This window comes from Mesorhizobium robiniae (assembly GCF_040545535.1).
In the GTDB taxonomy this organism is placed as follows: domain Bacteria; phylum Pseudomonadota; class Alphaproteobacteria; order Rhizobiales; family Rhizobiaceae; genus Mesorhizobium; species Mesorhizobium robiniae.
This window is the reverse complement of sequence record NZ_JBEPMC010000007.1, coordinates 1-26243: the sequence shown is the minus strand read 5'-3', so window position 1 is coordinate 26243 and position 26243 is coordinate 1. Positions and strand designations below refer to the sequence as shown.

The window sequence follows — 26243 nt, the reverse complement described above, 5'->3', positions numbered from 1 at the left end:
TCTATAGCGCAGTTCCTGTCGGCAATCCCGCGCGATGTCGAAGACTTCTCACATTCCCGTCAGGTCGCTGATCAGCCCCGACGCCACCGATAGCCGCGACACGGTGATGTCGCCGCCCTCGGTCAGCGCCTGCAGCCGCTCGCGGATGCGCGCGACCCGTTCGCCGCCGGCCTCCAGCCATGCCGCAACCGGGTCCGTCGCCTCGGCATGGCCGGTCAGCGCCGCCACCGCGATGCCGCGCCTGGCCGCGCCGATCGTGTCGGTGGCGCGGGAGAGAGCCAATTGGTCGTAATAGTCGGACGGCGAGATCGACCGTGCCGCATCCTCGACGCGCGGAATGCGGAAGGCGTCGCTGACCGCGAAAAACGCCTTCGCGGCGACGACGATGTCGGCATCCGCCGTCCGTGCGGTCAGCGCGATGTCGGGGACGAGGCCAGCCACATCGGTCAGCGCCAGCTGTTCGGCCAGGCTTTCGGGCGCGCCGCCCTTGGCCAGACCATGCCGCCGTTCCTCGATCCGTTCGCGCGAGAAGGCCGGCAGCAGCGAAACGAGCTTCGGCTCCAGTGCTTTGCGCGCGTCCTGCAGTTCGCCGATCCGCTGGCCGAGCGGTGCGGTGCTGGTATCGTTTTTGAGATACCAGCCGCTGGCCACATAAGTAAGCCGGCTAACGGACTGATAGAGATCGAGCTGCACTTGTCCGTCGATCTGGTTGTCGAGCGCGTCGATCTGGCGGTAGAGTGCCGGCAAGCCGAAGCCGTCGCGCACGACCGCAAAGGTCCGGACCACGTCGGCCGCGCTGCGGCCGGTCGCTTCCTGCAGTCTGTTGACGAAGGATGGGCCGCCTCGATTGACCAGATCGTTGGCGACGACACGGGCGATGATTTCGCGGCGCAGGCGATGGCCATGGATCTCGGCCGCGTATTTCTTCGCCATACGGTCCGGAAAATAGCCCATCAGGTCACGGTCGAAATGCGGATCGTCCGGCACGTCGCTGGCGACGATGTCGGAAAACAGCACGATCTTGGCATAGGCCAACAGCACGCCGAGCTCAGCCCTGGTCAACGGCTCGCTGCGCGCCTCGCGCTCTGCAAGGGCTGCCGGCGACGGCAGAGCTTCGACATTGCGGTCGAGCAGGCCGCGCGCCTCGAGCGCGGCCATGAAACGGCTCTGATGGGCGATGTCGGCAAGGCCGCGCTTGCGGGCAAGGGACAGCGCCAGCGTCTGTTCGTAATTGTTGGACAGCACCAGCCCGCTCACCTCGTCGGTCATCTCGGCAAGAAGCTTGTTGCGCACTGGGCGGGTCAGCACTCCCTTGCGCATGGCGGATGCCAGCGCGATCTTGATGTTGACCTCGACGTCGGAGCAGTTGACGCCGCCCGAATTGTCGATCGCGTCGGAATTGCAGCGTCCGCCATTCAGCCCGAATTCGATGCGGGCCCGCTGCGTCACGCCGAGATTGGCGCCTTCGCCGATGACCTTGGCGCGCACGTCGAGCGCGGTCACCCGAATAGCATCGTTGGCGCGATCGCCGACCTCCTGGTTGGTTTCCGTCGAAGCCCTCAGATACGTGCCGATGCCGCCGAACCATAAAAGGTCGACCGGCGCCTTCAAGATGGCGCTCATGATCTCAACCGGCGTGGCCGTTGTCTTGCCGAGGCCGATCGCCGCGGCCGCGGCCGGCGGCAGCGTGATCGACTTCTGACCGCGCGAGACGATGACGCCGCCTTCCGACAGCTTCGTCTTGTCATAATCCTGCCAGCTCGAACGCGGCAGCGCGAACATCCGCCGGCGCTCGGCCATCGAAGCCGCCGTGTCGGGAGCGGGATCGATGAAAATGTCGCGATGATCGAAAGCGGCGATCAGCCGGGTCTGCTCGGATAGGAGCATACCGTTGCCGAACACGTCGCCCGACATGTCGCCGACGCCGACCACGGTGAAGGGTGTGGTCTGGATGTCGCGGTTCATCTCGCGGAAATGCCGCTTGACCGCTTCCCAGGCGCCCTTGGCGGTGATGCCCATCTTCTTGTGATCGTAGCCGGCCGAGCCGCCGCTGGCAAAAGCGTCGTCGAGCCAGAAACCATGCTTCTCGCTGATCGCATTGGCTGTGTCGGAGAAGGTCGCCGTGCCCTTGTCGGCGGCAACAACGAAATAGGGATCGTCCTGGTCACGCCGCACCACGCCGGCTGGCGGAATGACGCCGTCCAGGCCGATATTGTCGGTGATCGACAACAGGCTCGAGACAAAGTTCTTGTAGGCCGAGGTGCCGGCTTCGAAGATGGCGTCGCGGCCGGCGCTCATCGGCAGCTTCTTCGGATAGAAGCCGCCCTTGGCGCCGACCGGCACGATCACCGCGTTCTTGACCTGTTGCGCCTTGACCAGGCCGAGCACCTCGGTGCGGTAATCCTGGGCGCGGTCCGACCAGCGCAACCCACCGCGGGCGACCGGGCCGAAGCGCAGATGCACGCCCTCGACCTCGGAACCGTAGACGAAGATCTCCCGCCACGGCCGCGGCGCCGGCAGGCCGTCAACCGCCTGCGAATCGAGCTTGATCGCCAGCGACTGGCCCTTCTCCTTCAAATCGGCAACGAAATGATTAGTGCGTAGCGAGGCTTCAATCAGGTTGAGGTAGCGGCGGATGATTGTGTCGTCATCGATGTTGGGAACCTCCTCCAACGCATCCTTGATCTTGGCCTTGAGGTGCTTGGCCGCGATCAGCCCTTCGGTGTCGGCCGTCGGTCCGAGGCGCGCGACGAACAGCGCATGCAGGCCCCGCGCGATGTCGGGATAGCGGTTGAGCGCGGCGGCAATGAAATCCTGGCTCTGCGGAATGCCGGCCTGTTGCAGATAGCGGCCATAGGCGCGCAGGATGGTGACCTCGCTCGACCACAGCCCCGCCGTCTGGGCAAGGCCGTTATAGCCGTCATTGTCGATGTCGCCGCGCCAGACGGAAAGGAAGGCGTCCTCGAACAGCGCGCCGCCGTCGCTAAGGTCGATCGGTTCGCCGTAGCTGTTTTCGAGCTCCATGTCGTGGATGAAGACCATGCCCGGCTGATCACTATTGATCATGCCTGAGGTCTGGTCGCCGACCTCGAAGGTGCGCTCACTGATGACACGGAAGCCGATGTTTTCCAGAACCGGTACCCGCCTGGAAAGCGCCACCGGCTCACCGTGATGGTAGATCTTCAGCGCGGCCTGATGCGGCTTCTGGTCAGCATGGCGGTGATAGTCGATGGCGATCGGATTGTCGGCATTGATCCTCGATATGCGTTCAGCGTCGGCCAATGCTACGGCCGGCGGAAAACTGTCGCGATAGCTTTCCGAGAAACGTGAGGCGATGGTTGTAAGCGCCGCCTCAGCGCCGGTCTCGGCGGCGGCTTCACGCAGCGTATCGTCCCAGGTCCGCACGATGTCGCGGATCGCGGCCTCGATCGTCGCCTGCTCGATCTTCGGCGTTCTGCCGCCGGAGCGGCCAATGATGAAATGGACGCGCGCCAGTCCGCCTTCCGGAAAGGCGGGGTAGTAGGCCGACAACCGGCCTTCGAACACCGTCTTCAGATACGTGCCGATCTTCTCGCGTACGATGCTGTCATAGCGGTCGCGCGGCACGAAGACGAGGACCGAGACGAAGCGGTCGAACTGGTCGACGCGCACCAGCGCCCTGATCCGTGGCCGCTCGATCAGCCCCAGAAGGGCTTCGGCGTGCTTGCGCAGGACCGGCACCGGAACCTGGAACAGCTCGTCGCGCGGATAGCTCTCCAGCACGTTGATCAGTGCCTTGCCGGAATGATCTTCAGGGTTGAAGCCGGATTTGGCGATGATGGTTGCGGCTTTCGACCTGAGATAAGGGATCTTCATCACCGAGCGCGTGTAGGCGGTCGAGGTGAACAGGCCGACGATACGCAACTCGCCCGAAAGCACGCCCTTGGCGGTATAGGTCTTGATGCCGATGTAATCGAGATAGATGCGGCGGTGCACCGACGATTTGGCGTTGGCCTTGGTGACGATCAGCGGTTCCGGTCCGTGCAGGAAGGCGCGGATTTCCGGCGTCGTCGTCACCGCTTCGGTGCCGCGCCGCAGCACCAGCACGTCGGGATCGGAGAGGATGCCGAGCCCGGGCTTTTCGGTGCGCTCCAGCGTGCCGCTCTTCTCGCCGCCGGTGTATTTGAACTCGCGCATGCCAAGGAAGGTGAAATTGTCGTCGCGCAGCCATTCGAGGAAGGCGATTGCTTCGGTGACATGGGCCTTGTCGAGCGGCACCGGAGCGTAGCGGAACTCCGAGATCGCTTGGTCGAGGCGGGCCAGCATCGGCTTCCAGTCGGTGACCGCGGCGCGCACCTGTTCCAATATCTTCTTCAGCCGCCCGGCCAATGCTTCGGCCTGCTCGGCCGAAAGACGGCCGATATGGACGTGGATGACGCTCAGCCGTTCATGACTATGATCGCCCTTGGCAAAGCCGCCATCGCCGAGGATTTCGTCGACGCCGCTCTTGCCGTGCCTGACGACGATCACCGGATGGGTAACCAGCAGCGGTTCGCCGGCGCTCTCGGTGATCTCGCCGAGGATGGAATCGAACAGGAACGGCATGTTGTCATTGACGACGGTGATCACGGTCATCGGCCTGCCCTGGCGGACAACACCGGAATCGACCTCTATGGCGACGACGCAATCACCCTTCTTGTGACGGGCTACGGCGCGGCCGGCGAGATCGGCGGCGCGTTCGAGGTCGGTGACATCATAAGCGGCGACATCTTCGGCCGGCGCTCGTGCCAGCAGGTAATCGGCAAGCCTGCCGGGCTTTTCGCTGCCCTTGGCCGTGCTCATCTTTTTCAACTGGCTTGCTGATTTCAGGCTGGCCATAGGCGCTAATTCCCTCCCGTCACATGCTTTTGCAACTATGGTAGCAGATGACCGATATTTGGCGACAAAGGTTTGACGGCTTGCGACGAAATGTCGGAATTCGCCTGCGGTCGCCTGAAAATGAGGAGAAAATCCGCCATGACGGACAAAATCACCGCACTCGATCTCGCAACCGCGGAGCTGAGCGAAGCGACAAAAGCCTATTTCGCCAAATGCGAGGAGAAACTCGGCCTCGTTCCCAATGTGCTCTTGGCCTACGCTTTCGACGAGAAGAAGCTGCGCGCCTTCACCGACATGTACAATGATCTGATGCTGGGCCAATCCGGCCTGTCGAAGCTGGAGCGTGAGATGATCGCGGTGGCAGTTTCCTCGATCAATCATTGCTACTATTGCCTGACCGCGCATGGCGCGGCGGTACGCCAGCTTTCCGGGGACCCGGCCTTCGGCGAGATGATGGCGATGAATTTCCGCGCCGCCGACCTTTCTGCGAAACAGATTGCGATGCTCGAATTCGCGGTGAAGCTGACCGAAGAGCCGGCTAAGATCGTCGAGACCGACCGGGCAGCGCTGCGCGAGGCCGGCTTTTCCGACCGCGACATCTGGGACATCGCCTCAACCGCCGCCTTCTTCAACATGTCGAACCGGGTGGCGGCGGCAGTCGACATGCGGCCGAACGATGAATACCACGCGATGGCACGATAGGGCCACGGCGGTCCCACTATCGGTCCTGGGGCCAACAATCGTTTGACAGGCAGGCGCCGCCGGCTAGTTTTCTAGGAAACAAAATTTCCAGGGGGTGAAACTCGTACCTGAAACCTAGCTTCAGAGATGGGAGCCGTTATGCTGGACCGAATTTCCGCTCATACGCCCAAGATTTTTCTATGCGCCCTGACCATGACATGGGCGCTCGTCGCGACACCAACGCTCGCCTTCGAAGCGACCCAAATCTACCAGCCCATCACCGAGACCGCCGCCGGCAAGACGATCAAGCTCACCGGCCGCGACCTGACCATCGAACAGGTCGTCGATATCGCGCGCAACGGCGCGAAGGTCGAGCTCAGCGCCGAAGCGTTGCAGCGTTCAGCCGATGCATACGGCCTGCTTTTGCAGGGCGCGGCGGAAGGCGTGACGATCTACTGGTTCAACCGTGGCGCCGGCGACCAGCGCGAAACGGTGATCTTCTCTGGCGATCCGACCACGCCCGAAAACACCAAACTGCTGAAAGACCAGCAGTTGGCCCGCTTCAAGGGCGGCGTGACGCGCGGTTATGGGCCCGAGATGGACGAGGAAGCGCTGGTACGCGCCATCATGGCAATCCGGGCCAACACGATGTCCTATGAGGCAGCAAGCCCGCAACTGACCCGCAGCCTTGTCGACATGCTGAACAAGCGCGTGACGCCGGTCGTGCAATCGCGCGGTACGCTGGGAGAAGGCGACCTCCCGACGATGGGCAACATCGCCGCCGCCATGGTCGGCGAGGGCGAGGCCCATTACCGCGGCGTCCGCATGCCGGCGGCGCAGGCGCTTGCCGAAGCCGGATTGAAGCCGCTCGAGCCGTTTGCGGCCGACCAGGCGGCGCTCATCAGCACCAACGCCTATGCGCAGGCGCAGGCGGTCCTGCTGGTCGAGGATGCACGAAAGCTCCTGGAGTGGACGGATCTCAGCTACGCGATGGGCCTTACCGGTATGAATTCCAGCGTCACGCCGATCTCCGTGCCGGTGCAATCGATGCGGCCCTACGAGTGGCTGACGTGGGACGCCGCCCGGATCATGAATATGATCAAGGGCAGCTACCTGTTTGACGAGGATCCAGCCCGCATCATCCAGGATCCGGAAAGCATGCGGGCTTCGAGCCAGCGCCAGGGCTCGGCGTGGCAGTCCTGGGCCGAGCTACGCGATTCCGTGCTGCTGTCCATCAATTCCTCCGACCACAATCCAGCCGTCCTGCCTGGCCTGACGCCCGAAAGCTCTTGGGAATTGAGCACGCCGCAATTCATGAAATACTACATCAAGGGGGGGCCGCTGAGTAACGGCAAGTCCGGCTACATCTTCTCCAACGCCAACTGGGATCCGTATCCGATGGCCAACCAGGTCGAGGCCTTCACCATTGCCTTGACCAATCTGGGGGTTGCCGTCGCCCAGCGCATCGAGCGCTTCCGCAACCCGTTCTTCACCGTGATCAAACCCGCCGATGTCCTGAACGCTGACGAACGCAAGGACATTCCCACCTTCGACGGCTATCTGGCAACCGATTTGTGGCAGGAACTCGCCGGCATGGGCACGCCGGTGACGCCTGCCGGACAGGCCATCGTCGCGACAGTCGAGGATCTGGAGGCTCAGACGCGGATCAAGACAGCACGCGCCCGCCAGGCGGTCGATCTGTCGTTTCACCTTCTGGCGCAGGATCTGCTGACGGCGAGCTACTGGATGGAGCTGCGCAAGGCGCAGGACCCGGGCCGGAAATTCGGCGAAGCGCCAACTGCCGCTCTGGCAGCGCTCCGCCAGCTGATCCCTTGGCGCCAGCCGGCCGCCGAACGGCAAAAGCGCCCGCTCGGCATGGTTGCCTATGACTTCATGCAGGACAATCCCGCGTCTAAATTCTACCAGGGTGGGCCGCAGGCACCGAAGAGTGCAACGGTACCGACGGCCGGCGTGCTGCCCAATTAGCTGGGCTCCGGCCCCGGTTCTAACGGGATGGATAGGGCCCAGGACCTGCTTAAGCACGATTATAACCGTGCGGCCGAAATGGTGAATATCACACGATGGCTCTACGAGGCATGGCCGCAGCGCGCCAACCCGCGGTATATTAGATAGTCCTCATTTTCGTTGCTTGTTTGCCGGTTTGGTCCGATGATCACCATGCGGCGTGCCGCATGCCGGTTCGATGCCGCGATCAACGGAGGAGACCATGGCGAAGTTTCTCTATGTCTATCACGGCTCGGGCAAGATGCCGACCGGCGAGGCCGAGCGGCAGGCAGCGATGGATGCCTGGAACGGCTGGTACGGCAAGCTTGGCTCGGCCGTTGTCGACGGCGGCAATCCGGTTGGCATGTCGAAGACCGTGCTGCCCGGCGGCAAGGTCGAGAACAATGGCGGCAGCAATCCGACCGCCGGTTACACGATCATCGAAGCGAACGACATCGACGATGCCGTCGCCAAAGCCAAGGATTGTCCTATCCTGACGGATCCGGGTTTCAGCGTCGAGATCGCCCCAATCATCGAAATGATGTGACGCGCCGGCTCAGGACCGCGCTGCGATCGCCGCCGCGGCGCCGGCCATGGTGCCGGCGCTGACGCGGTTGGCGATCTTCATCGCCCGCCTGCTCTTCAGCAATTTCCGCGCCTGCGCCGCGGCAAGCACCCAGCCGAGGTCGATGGCGACCAGAACCACAGCCATGGTCAGCGTCAGCTCGATCCAGCCGACGACCGTTACCGAGGCGAGATCGATGATGGTCGGCAGCAGCGCCAGATAGAACATCATGATCTTGGGATTGCCGAGCGTCACCGCCATGCCGGCAAAGAACAGTTTGACGGCCGACTCCTCGCGCGGCATCTCGCCCTCACGCGCCTCGACCGGGGCGGTCCACATCTTCCAGGCGAGGTAGGCAAGATAGGCAACGCCGACCCATTTCAGCACGACAAAGGCGAGATGGAAGGTCTGCGCCACCACCGCCAGCCCGAACACCGCCAGCGACAGCCAGATGCCCTCGCCGATCCACATGGCGAGCAGGAACGGGAACACGTCGCGAAAGCCCTTTGCGATGACCCGCGCCACCAAAGCAGCGATCGAGGGGCCAGGCGAGCCAGCGGCGACGAAGAGAGCGGCGGCGAAGATCAGAAGCGACGTGAACTGCATGACCGGGATCTTTGCTTGGGAGTTGACCGATCGATATTAACCCAACTGTCCCCGCAGCGGTAGCATCGATAGTGGAAAGGGCTTGTCGGCTCGCCGCCCCACGGCTAGAAGTTGCGCCCCAACACAATTTCGAGCTTCATTTTGCCTACGTAACCGCCGGTCTCGTCAACTCCCCCGACACAATGCAGGGCGCCGCATTCGCGACCTCTGTTTCATATCACGTGTTCTTCAGGGTGGCGGTTCGAGACCGGTTTGGCACTGCTGAACCGCTGTCGCGCACAAGCATCCGCGACACCTGATTCCCGATCGCCGCAGCCTCTCGCCACGCCGTGCCCGCATGGGCATCTCGACATCGCCGATCTGACGAACTTCCCGACGGGAAGGGCTTTTCGGCATGTCTTCGATACTGCGTATCCGCTGGGTGATCGCACCCAAGACCGCACCTCGACCTCTGATCAACTGCAACCGCTGCGGCGGCCTGAAGGCCTATCACAGCAGCGGAAAATTCCGCGTCAACGCCAATGGCAAACGCATCGATGCGTGGTTGATCTACCGCTGCATCGATTGCGAAAATTCCTGGAATTTCGGCATTCTGGAGCGGTGCAACCGCCGCGACATCGAGCCTGCGCTTTTGCAGGCGCTCGAAAGCAACGACCCCGCCCTGGCGCATCGCCATGCCTTCGATGTTGTCGCACTGCGAAGCAGGATCGGGCGCGTCGAGGAGTTTCCTGAAGCAGCCGTTCATAAGGAGGTGCTCGGCGGCAGGCCGCGAAACACCGCTCTCGAACTCCAACTCGGGCTGGAGATGCCGACAGCCTTGCGGCTCGACCGGCTGCTCGCCAGCGAACTCCGTATCTCGCGATCGCGGCTTCAGGCTTGGGAAGAGAAGCGATTGCTGGTCGTCGGTCTGGACGAGGCCAAGGCCTTGCGCAAGCCGGCGCGCGAGGGAACGTCGATCCTGATCGATCTTGCCGCAGAATCCGACCGCGAGGCCATTATCTCGGCCGCCGGCGGGTAAAAGGGAGGGAGCAATGCTCCCTCCCTCGACAATTGTTTCCGGAGAAAAAAGCTTACGCCGCGCCGACCACTTTCGCCGACTTCTCGAAACGCTTGCGCTCATTCGGGTCGAGATAGAGCTTGCGCAGCCGGATCGTCTTCGGCGTCACCTCGACCAGCTCGTCGTCCTGGATCCAGGCCAGCGCGCGTTCCAGCGTCATGCGGATCGGCGGCGTCAGCTTCACCGCCTCATCCTTGCCGGCGGCGCGGATGTTGGTCAGCTTCTTGCCCTTCAGCACGTTCACCTCGAGGTCGTTGTCGCGGCTATGGATGCCGATGATCATGCCCTGATAGACCTTGACGCCCGGATCGATGACCATCGGGCCGCGGTCTTCCAGGTTCCACATGGCATAGGCCACCGATTCACCCTGTTCATTGGAGATCAGCACGCCGTTGGTGCGGCCCGGCAGCTCACCCTTGTAGGGCTCGTAGGCATGGAACAGCCGGTTCATGACAGCGGTGCCGCGCGTGTCGGTCAACAGTTCCGACTGATAGCCGATCAGGCCACGCGTCGGTGCGTGGAAGACGATGCGCTGGCGGTTGCCGCCTGACGGCCGCAATTCGACCATCTCGGCCTTGCGCTCCGACATCTTCTGCACGACGACACCGGCATGCTCCTCGTCGACGTCGATAACGACTTCCTCGACCGGCTCCAGCAATTCGCCGTTCTCGCCCTGCTGCATGACGACGCGCGGACGCGACACGGCAATCTCAAACCCTTCTCGGCGCATCGTCTCGATCAGCACGGCAAGCTGCAATTCGCCGCGCCCTGAGACGAAGAACGAATCCTTATCAGGCGATTCCTCGATCTTCAGCGCGACATTGCCTTCGGCCTCGCGCAGCAGGCGGTCGCGGATGACACGGCTGGTCACCTTGTCGCCCTCGGTGCCGGCCAGCGGGCTATCGTTGACGAGGAACGACATCGTCACGGTCGGCGGATCGATCGGCTGCGCATGCAGCGGCTCAGTCACCGACAGGTCGCAGAACGTGTCGGCGACGGTGCCCTTCGACAGGCCTGCAATGGCGACGATATCGCCCGCCTGCGCCTCGTCGATCGGCTGGCGCTCGAGCCCGCGGAAAGCCAGGATCTTCGAGATACGGCCGGTTTCGACCTGGGTGCCGTCGTGGTGCAGCACCTTGACCGCCTGGTTGGATTTCAGCGTGCCGGATTCGATGCGGCCGGTGATGATGCGGCCGAGGAACGGGTTGGCCTCCAGAATGGTGCCGATCATGCGGAACGGGCCGGGATGAACGGTCGGCGCCGGCACATGCTTGATAACGAGGTCGAATAGCGGCGACAGGCCCTGGTCCTTCGGACCTTCAGGGTTTTCCGAGACCCAGCCGTCGCGGCCTGAACCGTAGAGGATCGGGAAGTCGAGCTGTTCGTCGGTCGCGTCGAGCGCCGCAAACAGGTCGAACACTTCGTTGACCACCTCGACATGGCGGGCGTCCGGCCGGTCGATCTTGTTGATGACGACGATCGGCTTCAATCCGACCTTGAGCGCCTTGCCGACGACGAATTTGGTCTGTGGCATCGGCCCCTCGGCGGCATCGACCAGCACAATGGCCGAGTCCACCATCGACAGGATGCGCTCGACTTCACCGCCGAAATCGGCGTGGCCGGGGGTGTCGACGATGTTGATGCGGGTGTCCTTCCAGTCGACCGAGGTCGCCTTGGCCAGGATGGTGATGCCGCGTTCTTTTTCGAGGTCGTTGGAATCCATGGCACGTTCGGCGACGCGCTGGTTGTCGCGGAACGAGCCGGACTGCTTCAGAAGCTGGTCGACGAGGGTGGTTTTTCCATGGTCGACGTGCGCGATGATCGCGATATTACGAATTTTCATGTTGTGGTCTCGGGAGCGTTGCAGGCAGCAGGCCAAAAGGCGCTGCCTCTTTCGGTTGGGCGGCTCATACAGGGTTTTTCGCAATTGCGAAAGAGGAGGCGTGCCACCAAATACATGGTCACCAAATCTTAAGCGTCTTGGTGTGAAATGGATTTATTAACCAAAGCGGAACCTTTCGCGGTCGGGACAGTTCAAATTTCATGAGCAAAACGGGCATCGGATATCGGCCAATCCTCGCATGGGCTGCCCTCGCCGTCCTCCTTGCGGCTGGCGCGGCGCACTCGGCCGCGACGCTGGAAGCAGGCTTTGCCCTGCCGTCCGATACGCGTCTGGCGGAACAGCGCTTTGCCGATGCTCCCGATGGCGTCGACCCGGTGGTGACCGGACCGGTCAGCGCCGCTTTCAAGCAGAGGCAGGAAAACGCCGGCTGCGACAGCGCGGTCTGGCCCGAGATTCCAACCGTCTGCTATCCGGACTGACTGCCGCCGTCCGCAGTCGTCATCCCGGAGCGTAGCAAGAGCGAAGCGACGCCGCGCTTCGACGCCTGGGACTTTGGATCTGCGCTCCGCTTCGCGTTTCTCCGCCCGAGGATGGCTCCTCACGCCGATCGCACCGGATCGAGCGTCATCTTGTAGAGTTCGTGGTCGTCGCGATCCATCAGCCGCACCGTCATCTGTTCGGTGGCGCCGTCGATGTCGACGAGGCCGAAGAACTGCAGGCCGGCTGACGGCGGCAGGTTCTGCCCCTGCTCGGCTGTCGGCGCCTTGATGAATTTCAGCTCCGGACCGAAGGTCATATCGAAATCATTGGGTCCATACGTGCCGGCATGGAGCGGACCCGAGACGAATTCCCAAAACGGATTGAAGTCCTGGAACTGCGCCTTGTCTGGATTGTAGTAATGCGCCGCCGTGTAATGCACGTCGGCGGTTAACCAGACGGTGTTGCTGATGCCAGCGTTCTTTATATAGCGAAGAAGGTCTGCAATTTCCAGTTCGCGGCCCTTGGCCGGGCCATTGTCGCCATTGCTGACGGCTTCGGCGCCGGCCTTCTCCGTGGCGTCGTTCCAGACGACGAGACCGAGTGGCATGTCGGCGGCGATGACTTTCCAGGTCGCGTTGGAATTTGCCAGTTCGCGCTTCAGCCACTTCGTCTGCTGCTCGCCGAGGAGGCGCGATTGCGGCGTCACCGTATCCTGCATGCCAGGGCCATTGGCGCCGCGATAGGAACGCATGTCGAGGAAGAACATGTCGAGCAACGGCCCATAGGCGATCTTGCGATAGACCCGGCCGGGTTCCGACGGCTCGTAGCGGATCGTCGTCATCTCGTGGAAGGCGCGTGCCGCGCGTGCTGCCAGCACATGAATGGATTTTTCCGAGTAGCGGTCGTCGGCGCTCAGGTCCTTCGAATCCGACCAGTTGTTCACCACCTCGTGGTCGTCCCACTGGTAGAAGGTCGGGCAGATGGCGTTGAGCCCCAGCACGTTCCTGTCCATCAGATTGTACTTCCACTGACCCCGGTACTCGTCCAGCGTCTCGGCAACTTTGCGCTTTTCGTCGATGAGAACAGTATTCTTCCACTTGCCGCCGCCGGGCAGGTCCGCCTCGTCCTTCATCGGGCCGTCGGCATAGATGGTGTCGCCGGAATGCAGGAAGAAGTCGGGCGTATGCTTGCCGATCGTGGCGTAGGTCTTCATGCCGGTTTCGTCGATGCCCCAACCCTGGCCGGCGGTGTCGCCCGACCAGGCGAACCGGATATTGCGCTTCGAGGCCGGCGCCGTGCGGAAACGGCCGACGATCGGCTCGGAGACGGCGTTGATGTCGGCGAGATCGGCCGCTGTCATGCGGTAGAAGATGTCCTGATCGGAGGCGAGGTCGGTGAGCAGCCGCTTCACCGTGTAGTCGCTTGCCGGCGAGGTATCGAGCGGCGCAAGGCGGACGGCGTTGGCGAAATTCTCGGTCGAGGAGACTTCGAACATGACGCGCGACGGGCGATCGGTGCGCGTCCAGATCATGCCGCTGGTTGCGTCGACGTCGCCGGACTGGACGCCATGGGTGAATGCCGGCCGCTGATTGGCGCGCGAATAGTAGGGCAGCGCGAGGCCCGAGGCGCCGACGAGGCCAATGGCGCTCGCCGACGTGACGAAAGCGCGGCGCGAAATCTTGTTCATGGCTGTCTCCTGGATGGCGTTGAACGTCGCCGCCAAGCTCCAGGGTCAATGTTTCAGCCGCATCTCGAAACCATGAAGGTTTTCTGACAATCGACAAGCAGGCGATCTCCCCCCTCGAGGGGGAGATGTCGCCGGAGGCGACAGAGGGGGTCGTCTCGCGTGGAGCGCCGACCTCATGCGTCTGCAATATGGGGCCGAGCCCGGTCGGACCGACCCCCTCTGGCCGCTTCGCGGCCATCTCCCCCTCGAGGGGGGAGATTAGCGCTCAGCCGTCACACCTTAAGCCGCTTGCGGTTCCGGGTCGAATGCCGGCCTACTGGTGTTGATCAACAGCGAGATACAGGCTGCGGCTATTGCCGTCATGCCGGCTATGAGGAAGGCAAGCTCGTAATTGCCCTGCAATTCACGCATGGTGCCGCCGAAGAAAGCGGCGGTCGCCGCACCCACCTGGTGGCCGGCGACGATCCAGCCGAAGACGATCGGCCCGCTGCGGTCGCCGAACGCCTCGTTCGACAGTCTGAGTGTCGGCGGCACGGTGGCGATCCAGTCCAATCCGTAGAGCACGGCAAAGATGATCAGGCTGGTCGACGAGAAACCGGAATAGGGCAGATAGATCAGCGACAGGCCGCGGATCGCATAATAGACGCCGAGCAGCTTGCGGGGATCGAAGCGGTCGGTGAGCCAGCCCGACAGCGTCGTGCCGATCAGGTCGAAGATGCCCATCAGCGACAGCAGGCCGGCGGCTTGCACCTGGCCGATGCCCATGTCGCCGCAAAACGCGATCAGGTGCGTGCCGACCAGTCCATTGGTGGTGAAGCCGCAGATGAAGAAGGTGGCAAACAGATACCAGAACACGCGGGTGCCGGCGGCACGGCGCAGCGTGCTGAGCGTGTGCGAGAGGAAATTGCCCTGCGAGGCCGGCGGAACCGGCGGCACGTCGTCGGCGTCAGCGCCGTAGCGCACCATGCCGATAGAAGCCGGACGCTCCGGCACCAGCAGCCATACCAGCGGCACCAGACAGGCAGTGGCGACCGCGATGGCGATGGCGACCGGCTTCCAGCCGCCCCATTGAGCGAGCGCGGCGAGCAGCGGCAGGAACACCAGCAGGCCGGTGGCGGCGGAGGCCGACATCAATCCCATCACTAGGCCGCGATTGGTTTTGAACCAGCGGTTGACGATGGTGGCGCCAAGCACCGTGGCGACCGCGCCGGAACCGACGCCCGAAAACACGCCCCAGGTGAGAAGCAGGTGCCACGGCTCGGTCATCAACAGGCTGAGCGCCGTCGAGCCCGACATCACCACCAGCGAAGCCAGTAGCGTGCGGCGCAGCCCGATCCGTTCCATCAGTGCCGCGGCAAACGGCCCGGTCAGGCCGTAGAGAAAGATGCCAATCGCCGCGGCGAGCGAGACGACATCGCGCCGCCAGCCGAAACTCTCCTCCAGCGGCAGCATCATGACCGACGGTGCCGACCGGAGACCTGCTGCGATCAACAGGCAGAGGAAAATGACGGCGACCACGACGAAAGCGTAGCGCTGGCCAAACGGGCGAGATTGAGCTATCATGTTACTGACCGGTACGTTGCAATTGCTTGAGGCCATCAATACGTACCGGTCAGTAACATTGTCAAGCGAGTTGTTGCATGCCATCGGACAAAAATATTGAAACGTCCATCAAGGACCCTCGCGCGTTAGCCTTGCCGAGGGCCGGCGAGAAAATCCTTCGCGTGGCCCGCGACCTGTTCTATCGGCAAGGCATCAGGGCAATCGGCGTCGACGAGATCGTACGGCGTGCCGGCGTCACCAAGCCCAGCCTCTATCGCAGCTTTCCCTCCAAGGACGAATTGGCGGCGTCCTATCTGCGGCAATACGACCTCGAGTTCTGGGCCCGCTTCGACGAGGCGGTGGCTGCCCATCCCGGCGATCCGCGCGCGCAGATCGCCGCTTTCCTGACCCGCATCGGCAAGCGCACGCAAAAACCCGATTACCGGGGCTGCGGCATGACCAATGCGGCCGTCGAATATCCCGAGCACGGCCATCCGGCCCGCGTGGTGAGCGAGGCCAACAAGCAGGAATTGCGAAGACGCCTGCGCGCCATGGCGGCGGCGATGGGTGCCGGCGACGCCGATACGCTGGGCGACGGGCTGCTGCTTCTGATCGAGGGCGCCTATATCAGCGGGCAGCTGTTCGGCGCCGGCGGACCGGCGAAATCCGTCGCCCGCAACGCCGACCTCCTGATCGAAGCGAGCTTGAAGAAATAGCGTTTGGATTACAGCGCCGCGCGTCCTTTCGGACGCGCAAAGGACGCTGTAACACTTTGATTCTGCGCATGATCCTTTCCGAAATCGGTTTCGATTTTCGCGGTCATGCGATACGCTGCGGCAGCCCGAAACGGAGTTGCCTGCGATGCGTGCTCTTTTGATGATCCCGCTTGCCCTCGCCGCCCTCAGCCAGGCTGCCCAGGCCGGCGATATTTCCAGCGCCTACACCGATCTCGACGCGAAGAAGGACTGTGTGACCTATGCGCAGGCAGAGGAAGGCGATGGCGACTGGGCGAGCCTCACCTGTTCGGGCTATCGCGGCTACCCGGTGCTGATCGCTTACGACGATGCGCGCGAATCGCTTTTCTATGGTTTTCCGTCCAGCGACATGACCACGGTCTGGGAGAGCTTCGTCGGCTTCAATTCGGCTGGACCCAAACTCGAATGGCGCATCGAGACGAACGGCGATCTCGCCGTTCCCTTCGCCGTCATCCACCGCCGCTCGATCAGCAATCCCGAGGACGAGAACAAATCGACCGAGGTGCTGGTCGTCGCCAAGGTCTCCCAGCCGGAGAAGTATGAGGGCTGTACGGTCGCATTGGTGCTGGCCACCGGCAATCCGGCCGCCAACGATGAGGCGCGCAAGCTCGCCGACGAGAAGGCGCGGAGCTTCGTCTGTGGCACGGACATGCGCGTGACGGTCGGCGACGTCCCAGCCTTCGGGCGCGTCGATAACTGACTTCGTCATCCCTGGGCGGAGCGACGCGAAGCGGAGCGCAGACCCTGGGATCCATTCCGTGACATCAACCGAAGTGCGCAGCGGACCAGAATTCTGCACCGTAGCGGCACTTTGACGTCACGGAATGGATCCAGGGGTCTGCGCTGCGTCGCTACGCTCCTTGCTCCGCCCCAGGATGACGAGGCTGAGGGGCTTTGGCCAACCTCAACGGTTGCGACGGCCCATCGTTCGTCCTTCGGGCCTTGGCCTACTTGCTCGCCTTCGCCCGCTCGATCGCCTCGACGATCATCTTCTTGGCGTAGGCGGCATCGTGCCAACCCTCGATCTTGACCCATTTGCCGGGTTCGAGGTCTTTGTAGTGCTCGAAGAAATGCTGAACCTGATCGCGCGTGATGTCAGGCAGCTGCGTGTATTCGGTGACGTTCTGGTAGCGTAGCGTCAGCTTGGGCGAAGGCACCGCGATGACCTTCTCGTCCTGGCCGGAATTGTCTTCCATCACCAGCACGCCGATCGGCCGCACATTGATGACGCAGCCCGGCACCAGCGCGCGCGTATTGCAGACCAGCACGTCGATCGGGTCGCCGTCGCCCGACAGCGTGTGCGGCACGAAGCCGTAATTGCCGGGATAGCGCATCGAGGTGTGCAGGAAGCGGTCGACGAACAGCGTGCCGGCCTCCTTGTCCATCTCGTACTTGATCGGCTCGCCGCCGATCGGCACCTCGATGATGACGTTGACGTCCTCCGGCGGGTTCTTTCCGATGGCTATGGCTTCGATACGCATGGTTTTTGTCCCTCTTTCGATTGGAGACCGATAGCGGGCGGCGGCGCATGGTGCAATGCGGCGAATGGTACTGAAGACAGACTGAGGGCTTTAGCGGGAGGCGTGTTGAGCCGTCATTCCCAGACGAAGGCGACCTTCTTCAGGGCCTTCTGCTCGAAGATCTCGACGCCCTCGGCGACGTCGCGGCCACCGGCGCCGGCATAGAAGGTGAGTGCGTTCTGATTGTCCTCCAGCGCCCACACCACCATCCCCTTCAGCCCGTGGTCGGCCAATCGCGCTCGTGCGGCTGAGAGTAGCCGACTGCCGAGCCCGATGCCCTGATATTCCGGGCGCACGTAAAGTTCGTAGATCTCGCCCTGCTGCTTGAGCTCGCGGGCGCGGTTCTTGCCGATCGTGGCGTAGCCGGCGATCTTGCCGCCGATCTCGACGACCAGAACGGTGGCGGCGCGACGGATGGCGTTCGCCCACCAGTCGGCGCCGCGGCGGTTGATCATCGATGTCAGCGTGCGGTGCGGGATGATGCCGGCATAGGCGCCGCTCCAGGCCAGCAGGTGCACGTCGGCGATGGCGCTTGCGTCGCGCGGCTCGGCTTTCCTGATGTCGATGCTCAGCGTGTTCATGATTGGTTAACCATAAACCCGCATCGCCCGATTGCAAGAGTCCGGTCAGCGGCTCCCAGGCTTTCGCACAGGCCATCGAGGTGCCGTTGAACGCTGAATGAACCCCGTTCGTAACGAACTCAGATTTCGACCAGATGATCGTCGAGCTCGTTGCTGTCGCCGGCCGAGACCGGGAAATGCTCGGCCAGCACCGCGCCCGTCGCTTCGATTGCCTTGATGAAGCCATCGGCGAGACGATCGTCGCCGGCATGCGCGGTAAGGTCGCGGACGACACTGTCCCAGACATCCTGGCCGACACGGCTGTCGATGCCGCTATCGGCGACCACTTCGGCGTAGCGCTCGGCAATCGAGACGAAGACCAGCACGCCGGTGCGCGCCGTGGTGCGATGGACGTTGCGGGCAAGGAACTGCTTTATCGCATTGGCGTGCGCGGCCTGGTAGCGCAGCCGTCTCGGCACCAGATGGATGCGCAAGCCGGGCAGCGCCCACAACAGAACGAGCACCGAGGCCATCGCCAGGAGCTGCGCAATGACGAAATGCGGTAAGCGGATCGACAGCCACCACACTTCCAGCCCGTAACTGACCGCGAGGCTTACGACGAGCATGGCCAGCGTGGCCATGAAGGCGGCCGGAAAGAAATAGCCGTCGCTGGCATAGGCCACCACGCAGTAGATTTCGCCGTCGGTCTTTGTCTCGGCGGCGCGGATCGCTTCGGCGATGCGGTCATGATCCTCAGGGCTGATCGGTCGTGTCGCCATGTTGTCTCTCACCAGCTTCCCGAAGAGCCACCACCACCGGACGAGCCGCCGCCGCCCGAAAAGCCGCCACCGCCGGACGACCAGCCTCCCCCGCCCGACGACCAACCGCCGCCAGACCAACCGCTGGACGACCGCCGGCTCGGCTCGAAAGTCATGCCCAGCCAGCGATAGCGGCCAGGTCCGATCTTTTGGCCGAAGATCGGCGGCAGGATGGAGGCGGCGATGCTGCCGAAGAAGATGATCGCCCAGATGGCGATGAATACCGTGACGAAGAGATCGTCGGCGTTGAACGGCGCCTGCTGGTTGCGGGTCCCGCGCGCTTCCAGCTCTTCGGGATTGCCTTCCAGCACCATGATCATGTCGTCGACGGCCTTGACTATGCCGCCGGAGAAATCGCCGGCGCGGAAGGCCGGCACCATGTCGTTTTCGATGATCAGTTTGGTGTGCAGATCAGTCAGCGTGCCTTCCAGCCCGTAGCCGACCTCAATGCGCATCTTGCGGTCGTTCGGCGCCACCAGCAAAAGCACGCCATTGTCCTCGCCGGCCTGGCCGAGATTCCAGGCGCGGAACAGCCGGTTGGCGTAGGGCTCGATCTCCTCGCCGTCGAGGCTGGGGACGGTGGCGACGACGATCTGGTCCGAGCCCTTGGCTTCGAAATCCGCAAGCTTCCGGGTCAGCGCCGCCTCGGTCGCGGCATCGAGGATGCCGGCATTGTCGACCACGCGCCCGGTCAGCGCAGGCAATTCGGCGGCAAGCGCGGCGAGAGGGAGGAAGAGAAGGCTTAGAACGACAAACAGGAATACCAGGCTGGTGTTCCTTCGCGCCCCCCTCTGTCCTGCCGGACATCTCCCCCACTTGGGGGGAGATCGGCTGTCACGGCTGTTTTCGCCAACCTCCAACGTTGCAGAATGGGCGGTGAGGCCAAAGCTGCCAATCTCCCCCCAAGTGGGGGAGATGCCCGGTAGGGCAGAGGGGGGCGCGACGGAGTACAAGGTCAATAGAAACTGCGCTCACTAAGTGCCGATCACCCGCCCTGCGTCGTGCCGAAATCGACCTTCGGCGTCTGCATCTTGTCTTCTTCGATGGTGAAGTTGGCGAACGGCTGGTTGCCGCGGAACCACAAGGTCGCCCAGATGATCGATGGGAAGGTCTTCAGCGTCAGATTGTACTCCTGCACCGCCTGGATATAGTCGCGGCGGGCGACCGCGATGCGGTTTTCGGTGCCTTCCAGCTGCGCCTGCAGCGCCAGAAAATTCTGGTTGGCCTTGAGGTCGGGGTAATTCTCCACCACAGCCAGCAGCCGCGACAGCGCGCTGGTCAGGCCGGCCTGGCTGTCCTGGAAATTCTTGATGGCCTCCGGATTGCTCAGCGTTTCCGGCGTCACCGTCACTTGCGTCGCCTTGGCGCGCGCCTCGACCACGGCATCGAGCGTATCCTTCTCGTGCGCGGCATAGCCCTTGACCGTTTCGACCAGATTGGGAATGAGATCGGCGCGGCGCTGGTACTGGTTCAGCACCTGGCTCCATGCGGCCTTGGCGTTTTCCTCCGCCGTCGGGATGGTGTTGTAACCGCAGCCGGCAAGCAGCGGCAGCACGATCGCCATCATCAGCAAGGCTGGCAGATTGCGGAAGACGAAAGGAGAGGAAAGACGCTGGGCAAGCATGGTAAGATCCCTCAAGAAGACTGACAGGCGAAGCATTACCACAATCCACGCGCAAGAACATGACCTCCGCGTGGAAGCGTTACTGGTTCTTTATCATTCGCTGCAAGGCCCTGTGATTGGCCGGGCGAACGGGTTAAAGTCGCCGCGAAAACAGGACATTCGCCATGGCCGGACGCCAGGACAGCGACGACGAATCGCGCCGCATCATCGAGCGCGTGGCACGTGAGACCGATCCGGGCGGCACCTCGTTCACTAGCGGAGCCGCGAAGGGCGCGCGCGATCACGTCGCAGCAGTGGATGCCGACCGGTCGGACCCGATCGAATATTGGGGCACGCGCATTGGCCGGGCGCTAGGGCTCTTTATCGCCATTGGTTTGTTGATCTGGCTCGTGCTTTTCATCACCCAAAGTTAGGAATCCCGTGAACACCGAAGAACACGACGCGCCGCGCGCGGTCATCGTCATCTCCAGCCATGTCGCGCGCGGCTCGGTCGGCAACCGCGCCGCGGTCTTTGCACTCGAGACGCTGGGCTTTCCGGTGTGGGCGGTGCCGACCGTCATCCTGCCCTGGCATCCCGGCCATGGACGGGCGACGCGCATCGTGCCGCCGCTCGATCAATTCAAGGCGCTGATGGCCGATCTCGAGCGCGCGCCGTGGCTGGGCGAGGTCGGCGCGGTGCTGTCCGGCTATCTCGGTGAAGGCGGCCAGGCCGACGCCGTCGCCTCGCTGGTTGGCGCGGTCAAAGCGAAGACGCCGGATGCCGTCTATATCTGCGACCCGGTGATGGGCGATTCGGGTGGGCTTTATGTGCCCGAGACCACCGCCCGCGCCATGCGCGACCGGCTGATGCCGATCGCCGACGTCGCCACGCCCAACCGCTACGAGCTGGAATGGATGGCGGGAGCGCCGCTGCCCGACCTGAAAGCGGTGATGACGGCCGCCCTTCATGCCGGGCCAGCGACCATGCTGGTCACTTCGGCGCCGGCGATGATGGCCGGCGGCACCGGCAATCTGCTGCTCAACGGCAACCAGGCGTTGCTGGCCGAGCATCGCCTCATCGACAAGCCGCCCAATGGGCTCGGCGACCTGACCGCGGCCGTCTATCTGGCGCGCATCCTATCCGGCCAGCCGGCGATCAAGGCGCTGCAGTCGACCACGGCGGCGGTTTACGAGATCCTGGCGCGCACCGCTAAGCGCGGCGGCGACGAATTGCAGCTCGAAACCGATGCACAGAGCCTGTCGCACCCGATGGCGATGGTGCAGCTTCGCCATCTCCTGCATCCGGGGCGGGACAAAAGGGCGTGACTTTTGCCAAAAATGTCGCGCTTGTCGGCGTCGACGGCTGCAAGGCCGGCTGGATCGCCGTTTGCCGCGATCCCGGTTCGACATCTCGTAACCCCGGTTCGACACCTCGTAACCCCGGTTCGATACTTCGTAACCCCGACGCAGCACCCTCGGTAGCGGTTTTTCCAAGCTTCGCAGCACTTCTCGACGCATTGCCGGCCGATGCGATGGTCGCCATCGACATGCCGATCGGCCTGCCCGACCTTTCGCAAAGAGGCGGACGCGGGCCGGAGGCGCTGGTGCGGCCGCTGCTCGGTAACAGGCAATCCAGCGTCTTCCGCATCCCTTCGCGTGCGGCGCTTTACGCGCACACAGATGGCTTCACCACGATCGAGGCCTGGTATGCCGCCCATCGCCGGGCAAGTGAAGTGGCGAAGGCGACCTCCGATCCGCCGCGTGGCGTCTCGATCCAGGCCTTTGGCATCTTCGCCAAGATCCGCGAGATCGATGCCGTGCTGATCGCGCGTCCCGAACTGCGCAGCCGCGTGTTCGAATCGCATCCGGAGGTCGCCTTCTGCCGGCTGAATAACGATCAGGCAATGCACTTGCCGAAAAAGATCAAAGGCGCCGTCAACCCGGCCGGTATGGCGGAGCGCAAGGCGCTGCTTTGCCGGCGCGGTTATACCAGGGCCTTTCTCGATCGGTCGCCGCCGCGAGGCGCCGCTGCCGACGACTTTCTCGACGCCGCGGTGATGATGCTGATCGCTGGCCGCATCGCCAGCGGTGAGGCAAGGCCGTTTCCGGATCCGCCGCTCGCCGATCGTTTTGGCATTCCTGTCGCCATTTGGGCATGAATTTGCTGAGGCAACCGCATCGGGCGAAGGCCGAATGAGAGGAGCTTTCCAGCATGGCAATTGCAGTCCTGTGCAATTCGGCATTGCTCGCGACCGGCTTTTGCCGCTAGAGCCTTCCTGACTTAAAGAGCTGCCGCCCAACCCGGAAAGGCTCCAGACGCTGCCCATGCCTCATCTCCCTGACCATCTACTCACCGGCTACCAAAATTTCATGAGCGGCCGCTATCTCGCAGAAAGCGGACGCTATCGCTCGCTCGCTCGCGAGGGCCAGTCACCCGAAACAATGATAATCGCTTGCTGCGACTCCCGCGCGGCTCCCGAGGCGATCTTCGACGCCGGCCCCGGCGAACTCTTCGTGCTGCGCAATGTCGGCAATCTGGTGCCGCCCTATGCACCCGATGACCAGTTCCACTCGACCTCCGCGGCGCTCGAATTCGCCGTGCAGAGCCTCAAGGTGAAGAACATCGTGGTGATGGGCCATGGTCGCTGCGGCGGCATCCGCGCAGCACTCGATCCTAATTCCGCGCCGCTGTCGCCCGGCGACTTCATCGGCAAATGGATGAGCCTGATTGCACCGGCGGCCGAGACCGTCTCCTCCAGCACCTTCATGACGGCCACGGAGCGCCAGACCGCGCTGGAGCGCATTTCGATCCGCTATTCGATCGCCAACCTCAGGACCTTCCCCTGCGTCTCGATCCTGGAAGGCAAGGGACGGCTGTCGCTGCATGGCGCCTGGTTCGACATCTCGACCGGCGAGCTCTGGGTGATGAACAAGGACACCGGTGACTTCGAGCGGCCGGAAATCTCATAGGAGGATTGCATGGCATGCCGTCCGATCGCCTTCGCCGTAACGGCGCTGCTGTTTTCAGTCATGTCCGCCCGCGCCGATGACGGCGCGCTCATCGGGCGCTGGTATGCGGCGCTGCTGGTCGCCGATCGCACGGAATTGTCGGACCTGCTCGCCGACGACGTCCGGATAAAACTCGATGACCTCGGCGTCGTCCAGACCAAGCAGGAGTTCATCGCCGCGATCGACGAATGGAAAGGCGCTGTCGCCGGGGCTGAAATCCGGCATCGGATCGAGAAGACCGAGGGTGGCGTCACCACGGTGATCGCCTGCTATGATTTTCCCAAAAACGACATGCTGATGCAGGAAACCTTCGCGATCGCCGACAACCGCATCACCGCCAGTTCGCAGGCGGCGATCGCGGAAAACTGCGACGGCTATTGAGCGGGCCAGCCGCGATATTGCGTGCGGCAAGCCAGCGCCTTACATCGGTGATGATCCCGCCCTGCCTCTACAGCCATCTCAGCGAAAGATTTGTCCATGCCGTCCACAAAAGCCGTCGACCTCGCCGCCCATCCGCTGACCACTTGGCAAGGGCCGCTCGGCCTGCCCGATTTCACCCGCATCGGCGACGGCGATTTTTCCGGGGTTTTCGATGCGGCATTGAAGGCGCATGAGGCCGAGATCGAGGCAATATCAGGCAATGCCGAGACGCCAACCGTCGAGAACACACTCGCGGCGCTCGAGCTTGGCGGCGAGGCGCTCGACCATGTATCGTCGATCTTCTGGTGCCGGGCAGGCGCCCACACCAACGAAGCGATCCAGGCGCTGGAGCGCGAGATCTCGCCAAAGATGTCCAGGCATTTCTCGGCGATCTCGATGAATGAGAGGCTGTTTGCCCGCATCGACGACCTCTACCAGCGCCGGGAGGCGCTGAAGCTCAATGCCGAGACGCTGCGGGTGCTGGAAAAGACCTGGAAAAGCTTCGTCCGCTCCGGCGCCAAGCTCGACGCCGAGGGCAAGAAGCGGCTGGCGGCGATCAATGAGGAACTGTCGTCGCTCGGCACCACTTTCGGCCAGAACCTGTTAGCCGACGAGCGCGACTGGGCACTGTTTCTTGACGGGGCCGACCTTGCCGGCCTGCCGGAATTCCTGAAAAGCGCGATGGCGGAGGCCGCCGAGATGCGCGGCCAGAAGGGCCGCTATGCCGTCACTTTGTCGCGCTCGATCTACGAGCCGTTCTCGACCTTCTCCGAACGCCGCGACCTGCGCGAGATCGCCTTCCGCGCCTTTACCATGCGCGGCCAGAATGGCGGCGCCAGCGACAACACAGCCGTGGTGCGCGACATGCTGCGCCTGCGCGCCGAAAAGGCGAAGCTGCTCGGCTACGCCTCCTTCGCCGCGCTGAAGCTCGACGACACCATGGCGAAAACGCCGGAGGCGGTGCATATGCTGCTCGACCCGGTCTGGGAAAAAGCCTTGGAAAAGGCTGCAAGCGACCAGGCGGAATTGCAGCGGTTGGCGGCCGAGGCCGGCAGTAACGAAGAATTCGCGGCCTGGGACTGGCGCTTCTATCAGGAGAAGCTGCGCGCCGAGAAATTCGCTTTCGACGAGGCCGAGTTGAAGCCCTATCTGCAGCTCGACCGCGTCATCGACGCCTGTTTCGACGTTGCGACACGATTGTTCGGCATCACCTTCGAGGAGAAGAAAGGCATTGCCACCTGGCACCCGGACGCCCGTGTTTTCGTAGTGAAAAATGCCGATGGCAGCGAGCGCGGACTGTTCCTGGCCGATTATTTCGCGCGGCCCTCGAAGCGCTCCGGCGCGTGGATGAGCGCGCTGAAATCCGGCTACAAGCTTGGCCATGGCTCCAAGCCCATCATCTACAACATCATGAATTTCGCCAAGCCGCCGGAAGGCGAGGCAGCGCTGTTGTCGGTCGACGAGGCAAAGACCCTGTTCCACGAATTCGGTCATGCGCTGCATGGCATGTTGACCGACGTCACCTGGCCTTCGGTCGCCGGCACCTCGGTCAGCCGCGATTTCGTCGAACTGCCATCACAGCTCTACGAGCACTGGCTGACGGTGCCGGCGGTATTGGAAAAGCATGCGCTGCATGTGAAGACCGGCAAGCCGATGCCGAAGGCGCTGGTCGACAAGATGCTGGCCGCGCGCACCTTCGGCGCCGGCTTCGCCACAGTCGAATTCACTGCGTCGGCGCTGGTCGACATGGCCTACCATGCGCGGCCGGATGCGCCGGACCAGCCGCTTCGTTTCGAAGCCGAAACGCTCGAAAAGCTCGGTATGCCCGACACCATCTCCATGCGCCATCGCACCCCGCAATTCGGCCACATATTTTCCGGCGACGGCTATTCGGCCGGCTACTACTCCTACATGTGGTCGGAGGTACTCGACGCCGACGCCTTCGCCGCCTTCGAGGAAACCGGCGACCCATTCAATCCGGCGCTGGCCGAGCGGCTCAGGAAGAACATCTATGCCGCGGGTGGCTCGAAGGACCCGGAAGAACTCTACACCGCCTTCCGCGGCAAGATGCCTTCGCCCGAAGCGATGATGGCCAAGCGCGGGCTGGTCTGAACGCCGAAGCTGCCAATCTCCCCCCTCGTGGCAGGGCAATCGCATATGGCGCTCCCCCTCTCCGTCTCGGCTTCGCCGAGCCACCTCTCCCCCACTTTGTGGGGGCGAGGAACCAAGCTTTCCA

At 63.2% G+C, this 26243-nt stretch carries 23 protein-coding genes; 13 read left to right on the top strand and 10 right to left on the bottom strand.

Annotation, left to right across the window (positions count from 1 at the left end; all coding sequences use genetic code 11):
- Window positions 1–48 precede the first annotated feature (48 nt).
- The gene (locus ABID19_RS19670; RefSeq protein WP_354492594.1) at window positions 49–4857 is read right to left on the bottom strand and encodes an NAD-glutamate dehydrogenase; all 4809 of its coding nucleotides are present in this window, start codon (window positions 4855–4857) and stop codon (window positions 49–51) included.
- A 138-nt stretch (window positions 4858–4995) separates the two neighbouring features.
- Here ABID19_RS19670 and ABID19_RS19665 point away from each other — a divergent pair, with 138 nt between their 5' ends.
- From ABID19_RS19665 to ABID19_RS19655, 3 genes are all read left to right on the top strand, one after another.
- On the top strand, window positions 4996–5559 hold the full coding sequence (locus tag ABID19_RS19665; RefSeq protein ID WP_354492593.1) for a peroxidase-related enzyme: 564 nt from the start codon (window positions 4996–4998) through the stop codon (window positions 5557–5559).
- 138 nt (window positions 5560–5697) lie between these two features.
- Window positions 5698–7524, top strand: coding sequence for an aromatic amino acid ammonia-lyase (locus ABID19_RS19660; protein WP_354492592.1), 1827 nt, complete (start codon window positions 5698–5700; stop codon window positions 7522–7524).
- A gap of 241 nt (window positions 7525–7765) precedes the next feature.
- On the top strand, window positions 7766–8089 hold the full coding sequence (locus tag ABID19_RS19655; RefSeq protein WP_354492591.1) for a YciI family protein: 324 nt from the start codon (window positions 7766–7768) through the stop codon (window positions 8087–8089).
- Window positions 8090–8098: 9 nt separating this feature from the next.
- Here the strand turns inward: ABID19_RS19655 and ABID19_RS19650 are convergent, their stop codons facing one another.
- Window positions 8099–8713, bottom strand: a complete 615-nt coding sequence (locus ABID19_RS19650; protein WP_354492590.1) for a LysE family translocator — start codon at window positions 8711–8713, stop codon at window positions 8099–8101.
- A 394-nt stretch (window positions 8714–9107) separates the two neighbouring features.
- On the opposite strand from ABID19_RS19650, the gene ABID19_RS19645 reads away from it, so the two are divergent.
- Window positions 9108–9731, top strand: a complete 624-nt coding sequence (locus ABID19_RS19645) for a DUF1062 domain-containing protein (protein WP_354492589.1) — start codon at window positions 9108–9110, stop codon at window positions 9729–9731.
- Between the two features lie 52 nt (window positions 9732–9783).
- Here the strand turns inward: ABID19_RS19645 and typA are convergent, their stop codons facing one another.
- On the bottom strand, window positions 9784–11613 hold the full coding sequence (typA, locus tag ABID19_RS19640; RefSeq protein WP_354492588.1) for a translational GTPase TypA: 1830 nt from the start codon (window positions 11611–11613) through the stop codon (window positions 9784–9786).
- Between the two features lie 200 nt (window positions 11614–11813).
- On the opposite strand from typA, the gene ABID19_RS19635 reads away from it, so the two are divergent.
- Complete coding sequence (locus ABID19_RS19635) at window positions 11814–12092, top strand: hypothetical protein (RefSeq protein WP_354492587.1); 279 nt, start codon at window positions 11814–11816, stop codon at window positions 12090–12092.
- 119 nt (window positions 12093–12211) lie between these two features.
- On the opposite strand, the gene ABID19_RS19630 is transcribed toward ABID19_RS19635, so the two are convergent.
- Window positions 12212–13780 (bottom strand): alkaline phosphatase D family protein, encoded by a 1569-nt coding sequence (locus ABID19_RS19630; RefSeq protein WP_354492586.1) that lies wholly within the window; start codon window positions 13778–13780, stop codon window positions 12212–12214.
- 279 nt (window positions 13781–14059) lie between these two features.
- Window positions 14060–15343, bottom strand: coding sequence for an MFS transporter (locus ABID19_RS19625; RefSeq protein WP_354492585.1), 1284 nt, complete (start codon window positions 15341–15343; stop codon window positions 14060–14062).
- Between the two features lie 77 nt (window positions 15344–15420).
- Between ABID19_RS19625 and ABID19_RS19620 the strand changes: the two genes are divergently transcribed.
- Both ABID19_RS19620 and ABID19_RS19615 read left to right on the top strand, forming a co-directional pair.
- A complete protein-coding gene (locus ABID19_RS19620; RefSeq protein WP_354492584.1) occupies window positions 15421–16038 on the top strand; it encodes a TetR/AcrR family transcriptional regulator in 618 nt (205 codons plus the stop codon).
- A gap of 145 nt (window positions 16039–16183) precedes the next feature.
- Entirely contained in the window at window positions 16184–16777 is a 594-nt protein-coding gene (locus tag ABID19_RS19615) for a hypothetical protein (RefSeq protein WP_354492583.1), read from the top strand.
- A 247-nt stretch (window positions 16778–17024) separates the two neighbouring features.
- On the opposite strand, the gene ppa is transcribed toward ABID19_RS19615, so the two are convergent.
- The 5 genes from ppa to ABID19_RS19590 all read right to left on the bottom strand — a co-directional run bounded on the left by ppa (window position 17025) and on the right by ABID19_RS19590 (window position 20599).
- Complete coding sequence (ppa, locus tag ABID19_RS19610) at window positions 17025–17558, bottom strand: inorganic diphosphatase (protein ID WP_128241804.1); 534 nt, start codon at window positions 17556–17558, stop codon at window positions 17025–17027.
- 113 nt (window positions 17559–17671) lie between these two features.
- Window positions 17672–18178, bottom strand: a complete 507-nt coding sequence (locus ABID19_RS19605) for a GNAT family N-acetyltransferase (RefSeq protein WP_352928462.1) — start codon at window positions 18176–18178, stop codon at window positions 17672–17674.
- Between the two features lie 119 nt (window positions 18179–18297).
- Window positions 18298–18936 (bottom strand): TPM domain-containing protein, encoded by a 639-nt coding sequence (locus tag ABID19_RS19600; RefSeq protein WP_352928464.1) that lies wholly within the window; start codon window positions 18934–18936, stop codon window positions 18298–18300.
- A gap of 8 nt (window positions 18937–18944) precedes the next feature.
- Entirely contained in the window at window positions 18945–19742 is a 798-nt protein-coding gene (locus ABID19_RS19595) for a TPM domain-containing protein (RefSeq protein ID WP_354493001.1), read from the bottom strand.
- Window positions 19743–19960: 218 nt separating this feature from the next.
- Window positions 19961–20599: a LemA family protein gene (locus ABID19_RS19590; RefSeq protein ID WP_354493000.1), complete on the bottom strand. Its 639-nt coding sequence runs from the start codon at window positions 20597–20599 to the stop codon at window positions 19961–19963.
- Between the two features lie 164 nt (window positions 20600–20763).
- On the opposite strand from ABID19_RS19590, the gene ABID19_RS19585 reads away from it, so the two are divergent.
- The 6 genes from ABID19_RS19585 (at window position 20764) to ABID19_RS19560 (ending at window position 26119) form a co-directional block, all read left to right on the top strand.
- Entirely contained in the window at window positions 20764–21012 is a 249-nt protein-coding gene (locus ABID19_RS19585) for a hypothetical protein (protein ID WP_354492582.1), read from the top strand.
- Window positions 21013–21019: 7 nt separating this feature from the next.
- Window positions 21020–21904: a pyridoxal kinase PdxY gene (gene pdxY, locus ABID19_RS19580; protein ID WP_354492581.1), complete on the top strand. Its 885-nt coding sequence runs from the start codon at window positions 21020–21022 to the stop codon at window positions 21902–21904.
- Window positions 21901–22737, top strand: coding sequence for a DUF429 domain-containing protein (locus ABID19_RS19575; RefSeq protein WP_354492580.1), 837 nt, complete (start codon window positions 21901–21903; stop codon window positions 22735–22737). Before pdxY ends, ABID19_RS19575 begins: the two co-directional genes overlap by 4 nt.
- A gap of 166 nt (window positions 22738–22903) precedes the next feature.
- The gene (locus tag ABID19_RS19570) at window positions 22904–23548 is read left to right on the top strand and encodes a carbonic anhydrase (protein WP_354492579.1); all 645 of its coding nucleotides are present in this window, start codon (window positions 22904–22906) and stop codon (window positions 23546–23548) included.
- A 9-nt stretch (window positions 23549–23557) separates the two neighbouring features.
- Entirely contained in the window at window positions 23558–23968 is a 411-nt protein-coding gene (locus tag ABID19_RS19565) for a nuclear transport factor 2 family protein (protein ID WP_354492578.1), read from the top strand.
- A 96-nt stretch (window positions 23969–24064) separates the two neighbouring features.
- On the top strand, window positions 24065–26119 hold the full coding sequence (locus ABID19_RS19560; protein WP_354492577.1) for a M3 family metallopeptidase: 2055 nt from the start codon (window positions 24065–24067) through the stop codon (window positions 26117–26119).
- Window positions 26120–26243: the final 124 nt, after the last annotated feature.

What these genes read in the sequence shown, in the direction of transcription:
- ppa (WP_128241804.1), bottom strand. Translation starts at nt 17,558, where the DNA reads ATGCGTATCGAAGCCATAGCCATCGGAAAGAACCCGCCGGAGGACGTC.
- ABID19_RS19590 (WP_354493000.1), bottom strand. Translation starts at nt 20,599, where the DNA reads ATGCTTGCCCAGCGTCTTTCCTCTCCTTTCGTCTTCCGCAATCTGCCA.
- ABID19_RS19585 (WP_354492582.1), top strand. Translation starts at nt 20,764, where the DNA reads ATGGCCGGACGCCAGGACAGCGACGACGAATCGCGCCGCATCATCGAG.
- ABID19_RS19660 (WP_354492592.1), top strand. Translation starts at nt 5,698, where the DNA reads ATGCTGGACCGAATTTCCGCTCATACGCCCAAGATTTTTCTATGCGCC.
- ABID19_RS19630 (WP_354492586.1), bottom strand. Translation starts at nt 13,780, where the DNA reads ATGAACAAGATTTCGCGCCGCGCTTTCGTCACGTCGGCGAGCGCCATT.
- ABID19_RS19565 (WP_354492578.1), top strand. Translation starts at nt 23,558, where the DNA reads ATGGCATGCCGTCCGATCGCCTTCGCCGTAACGGCGCTGCTGTTTTCA.
- ABID19_RS19620 (WP_354492584.1), top strand. Translation starts at nt 15,421, where the DNA reads ATGCCATCGGACAAAAATATTGAAACGTCCATCAAGGACCCTCGCGCG.
- ABID19_RS19570 (WP_354492579.1), top strand. Translation starts at nt 22,904, where the DNA reads ATGCCTCATCTCCCTGACCATCTACTCACCGGCTACCAAAATTTCATG.
- ABID19_RS19600 (WP_352928464.1), bottom strand. Translation starts at nt 18,936, where the DNA reads ATGGCGACACGACCGATCAGCCCTGAGGATCATGACCGCATCGCCGAA.
- ABID19_RS19635 (WP_354492587.1), top strand. Translation starts at nt 11,814, where the DNA reads ATGAGCAAAACGGGCATCGGATATCGGCCAATCCTCGCATGGGCTGCC.
- ABID19_RS19670 (WP_354492594.1), bottom strand. Translation starts at nt 4,857, where the DNA reads ATGGCCAGCCTGAAATCAGCAAGCCAGTTGAAAAAGATGAGCACGGCC.
- ABID19_RS19625 (WP_354492585.1), bottom strand. Translation starts at nt 15,343, where the DNA reads ATGATAGCTCAATCTCGCCCGTTTGGCCAGCGCTACGCTTTCGTCGTG.
- ABID19_RS19560 (WP_354492577.1), top strand. Translation starts at nt 24,065, where the DNA reads ATGCCGTCCACAAAAGCCGTCGACCTCGCCGCCCATCCGCTGACCACT.
- ABID19_RS19665 (WP_354492593.1), top strand. Translation starts at nt 4,996, where the DNA reads ATGACGGACAAAATCACCGCACTCGATCTCGCAACCGCGGAGCTGAGC.
- ABID19_RS19650 (WP_354492590.1), bottom strand. Translation starts at nt 8,713, where the DNA reads ATGCAGTTCACGTCGCTTCTGATCTTCGCCGCCGCTCTCTTCGTCGCC.
- ABID19_RS19655 (WP_354492591.1), top strand. Translation starts at nt 7,766, where the DNA reads ATGGCGAAGTTTCTCTATGTCTATCACGGCTCGGGCAAGATGCCGACC.
- ABID19_RS19645 (WP_354492589.1), top strand. Translation starts at nt 9,108, where the DNA reads ATGTCTTCGATACTGCGTATCCGCTGGGTGATCGCACCCAAGACCGCA.
- ABID19_RS19615 (WP_354492583.1), top strand. Translation starts at nt 16,184, where the DNA reads ATGCGTGCTCTTTTGATGATCCCGCTTGCCCTCGCCGCCCTCAGCCAG.
- typA (WP_354492588.1), bottom strand. Translation starts at nt 11,613, where the DNA reads ATGAAAATTCGTAATATCGCGATCATCGCGCACGTCGACCATGGAAAA.
- ABID19_RS19605 (WP_352928462.1), bottom strand. Translation starts at nt 18,178, where the DNA reads ATGAACACGCTGAGCATCGACATCAGGAAAGCCGAGCCGCGCGACGCA.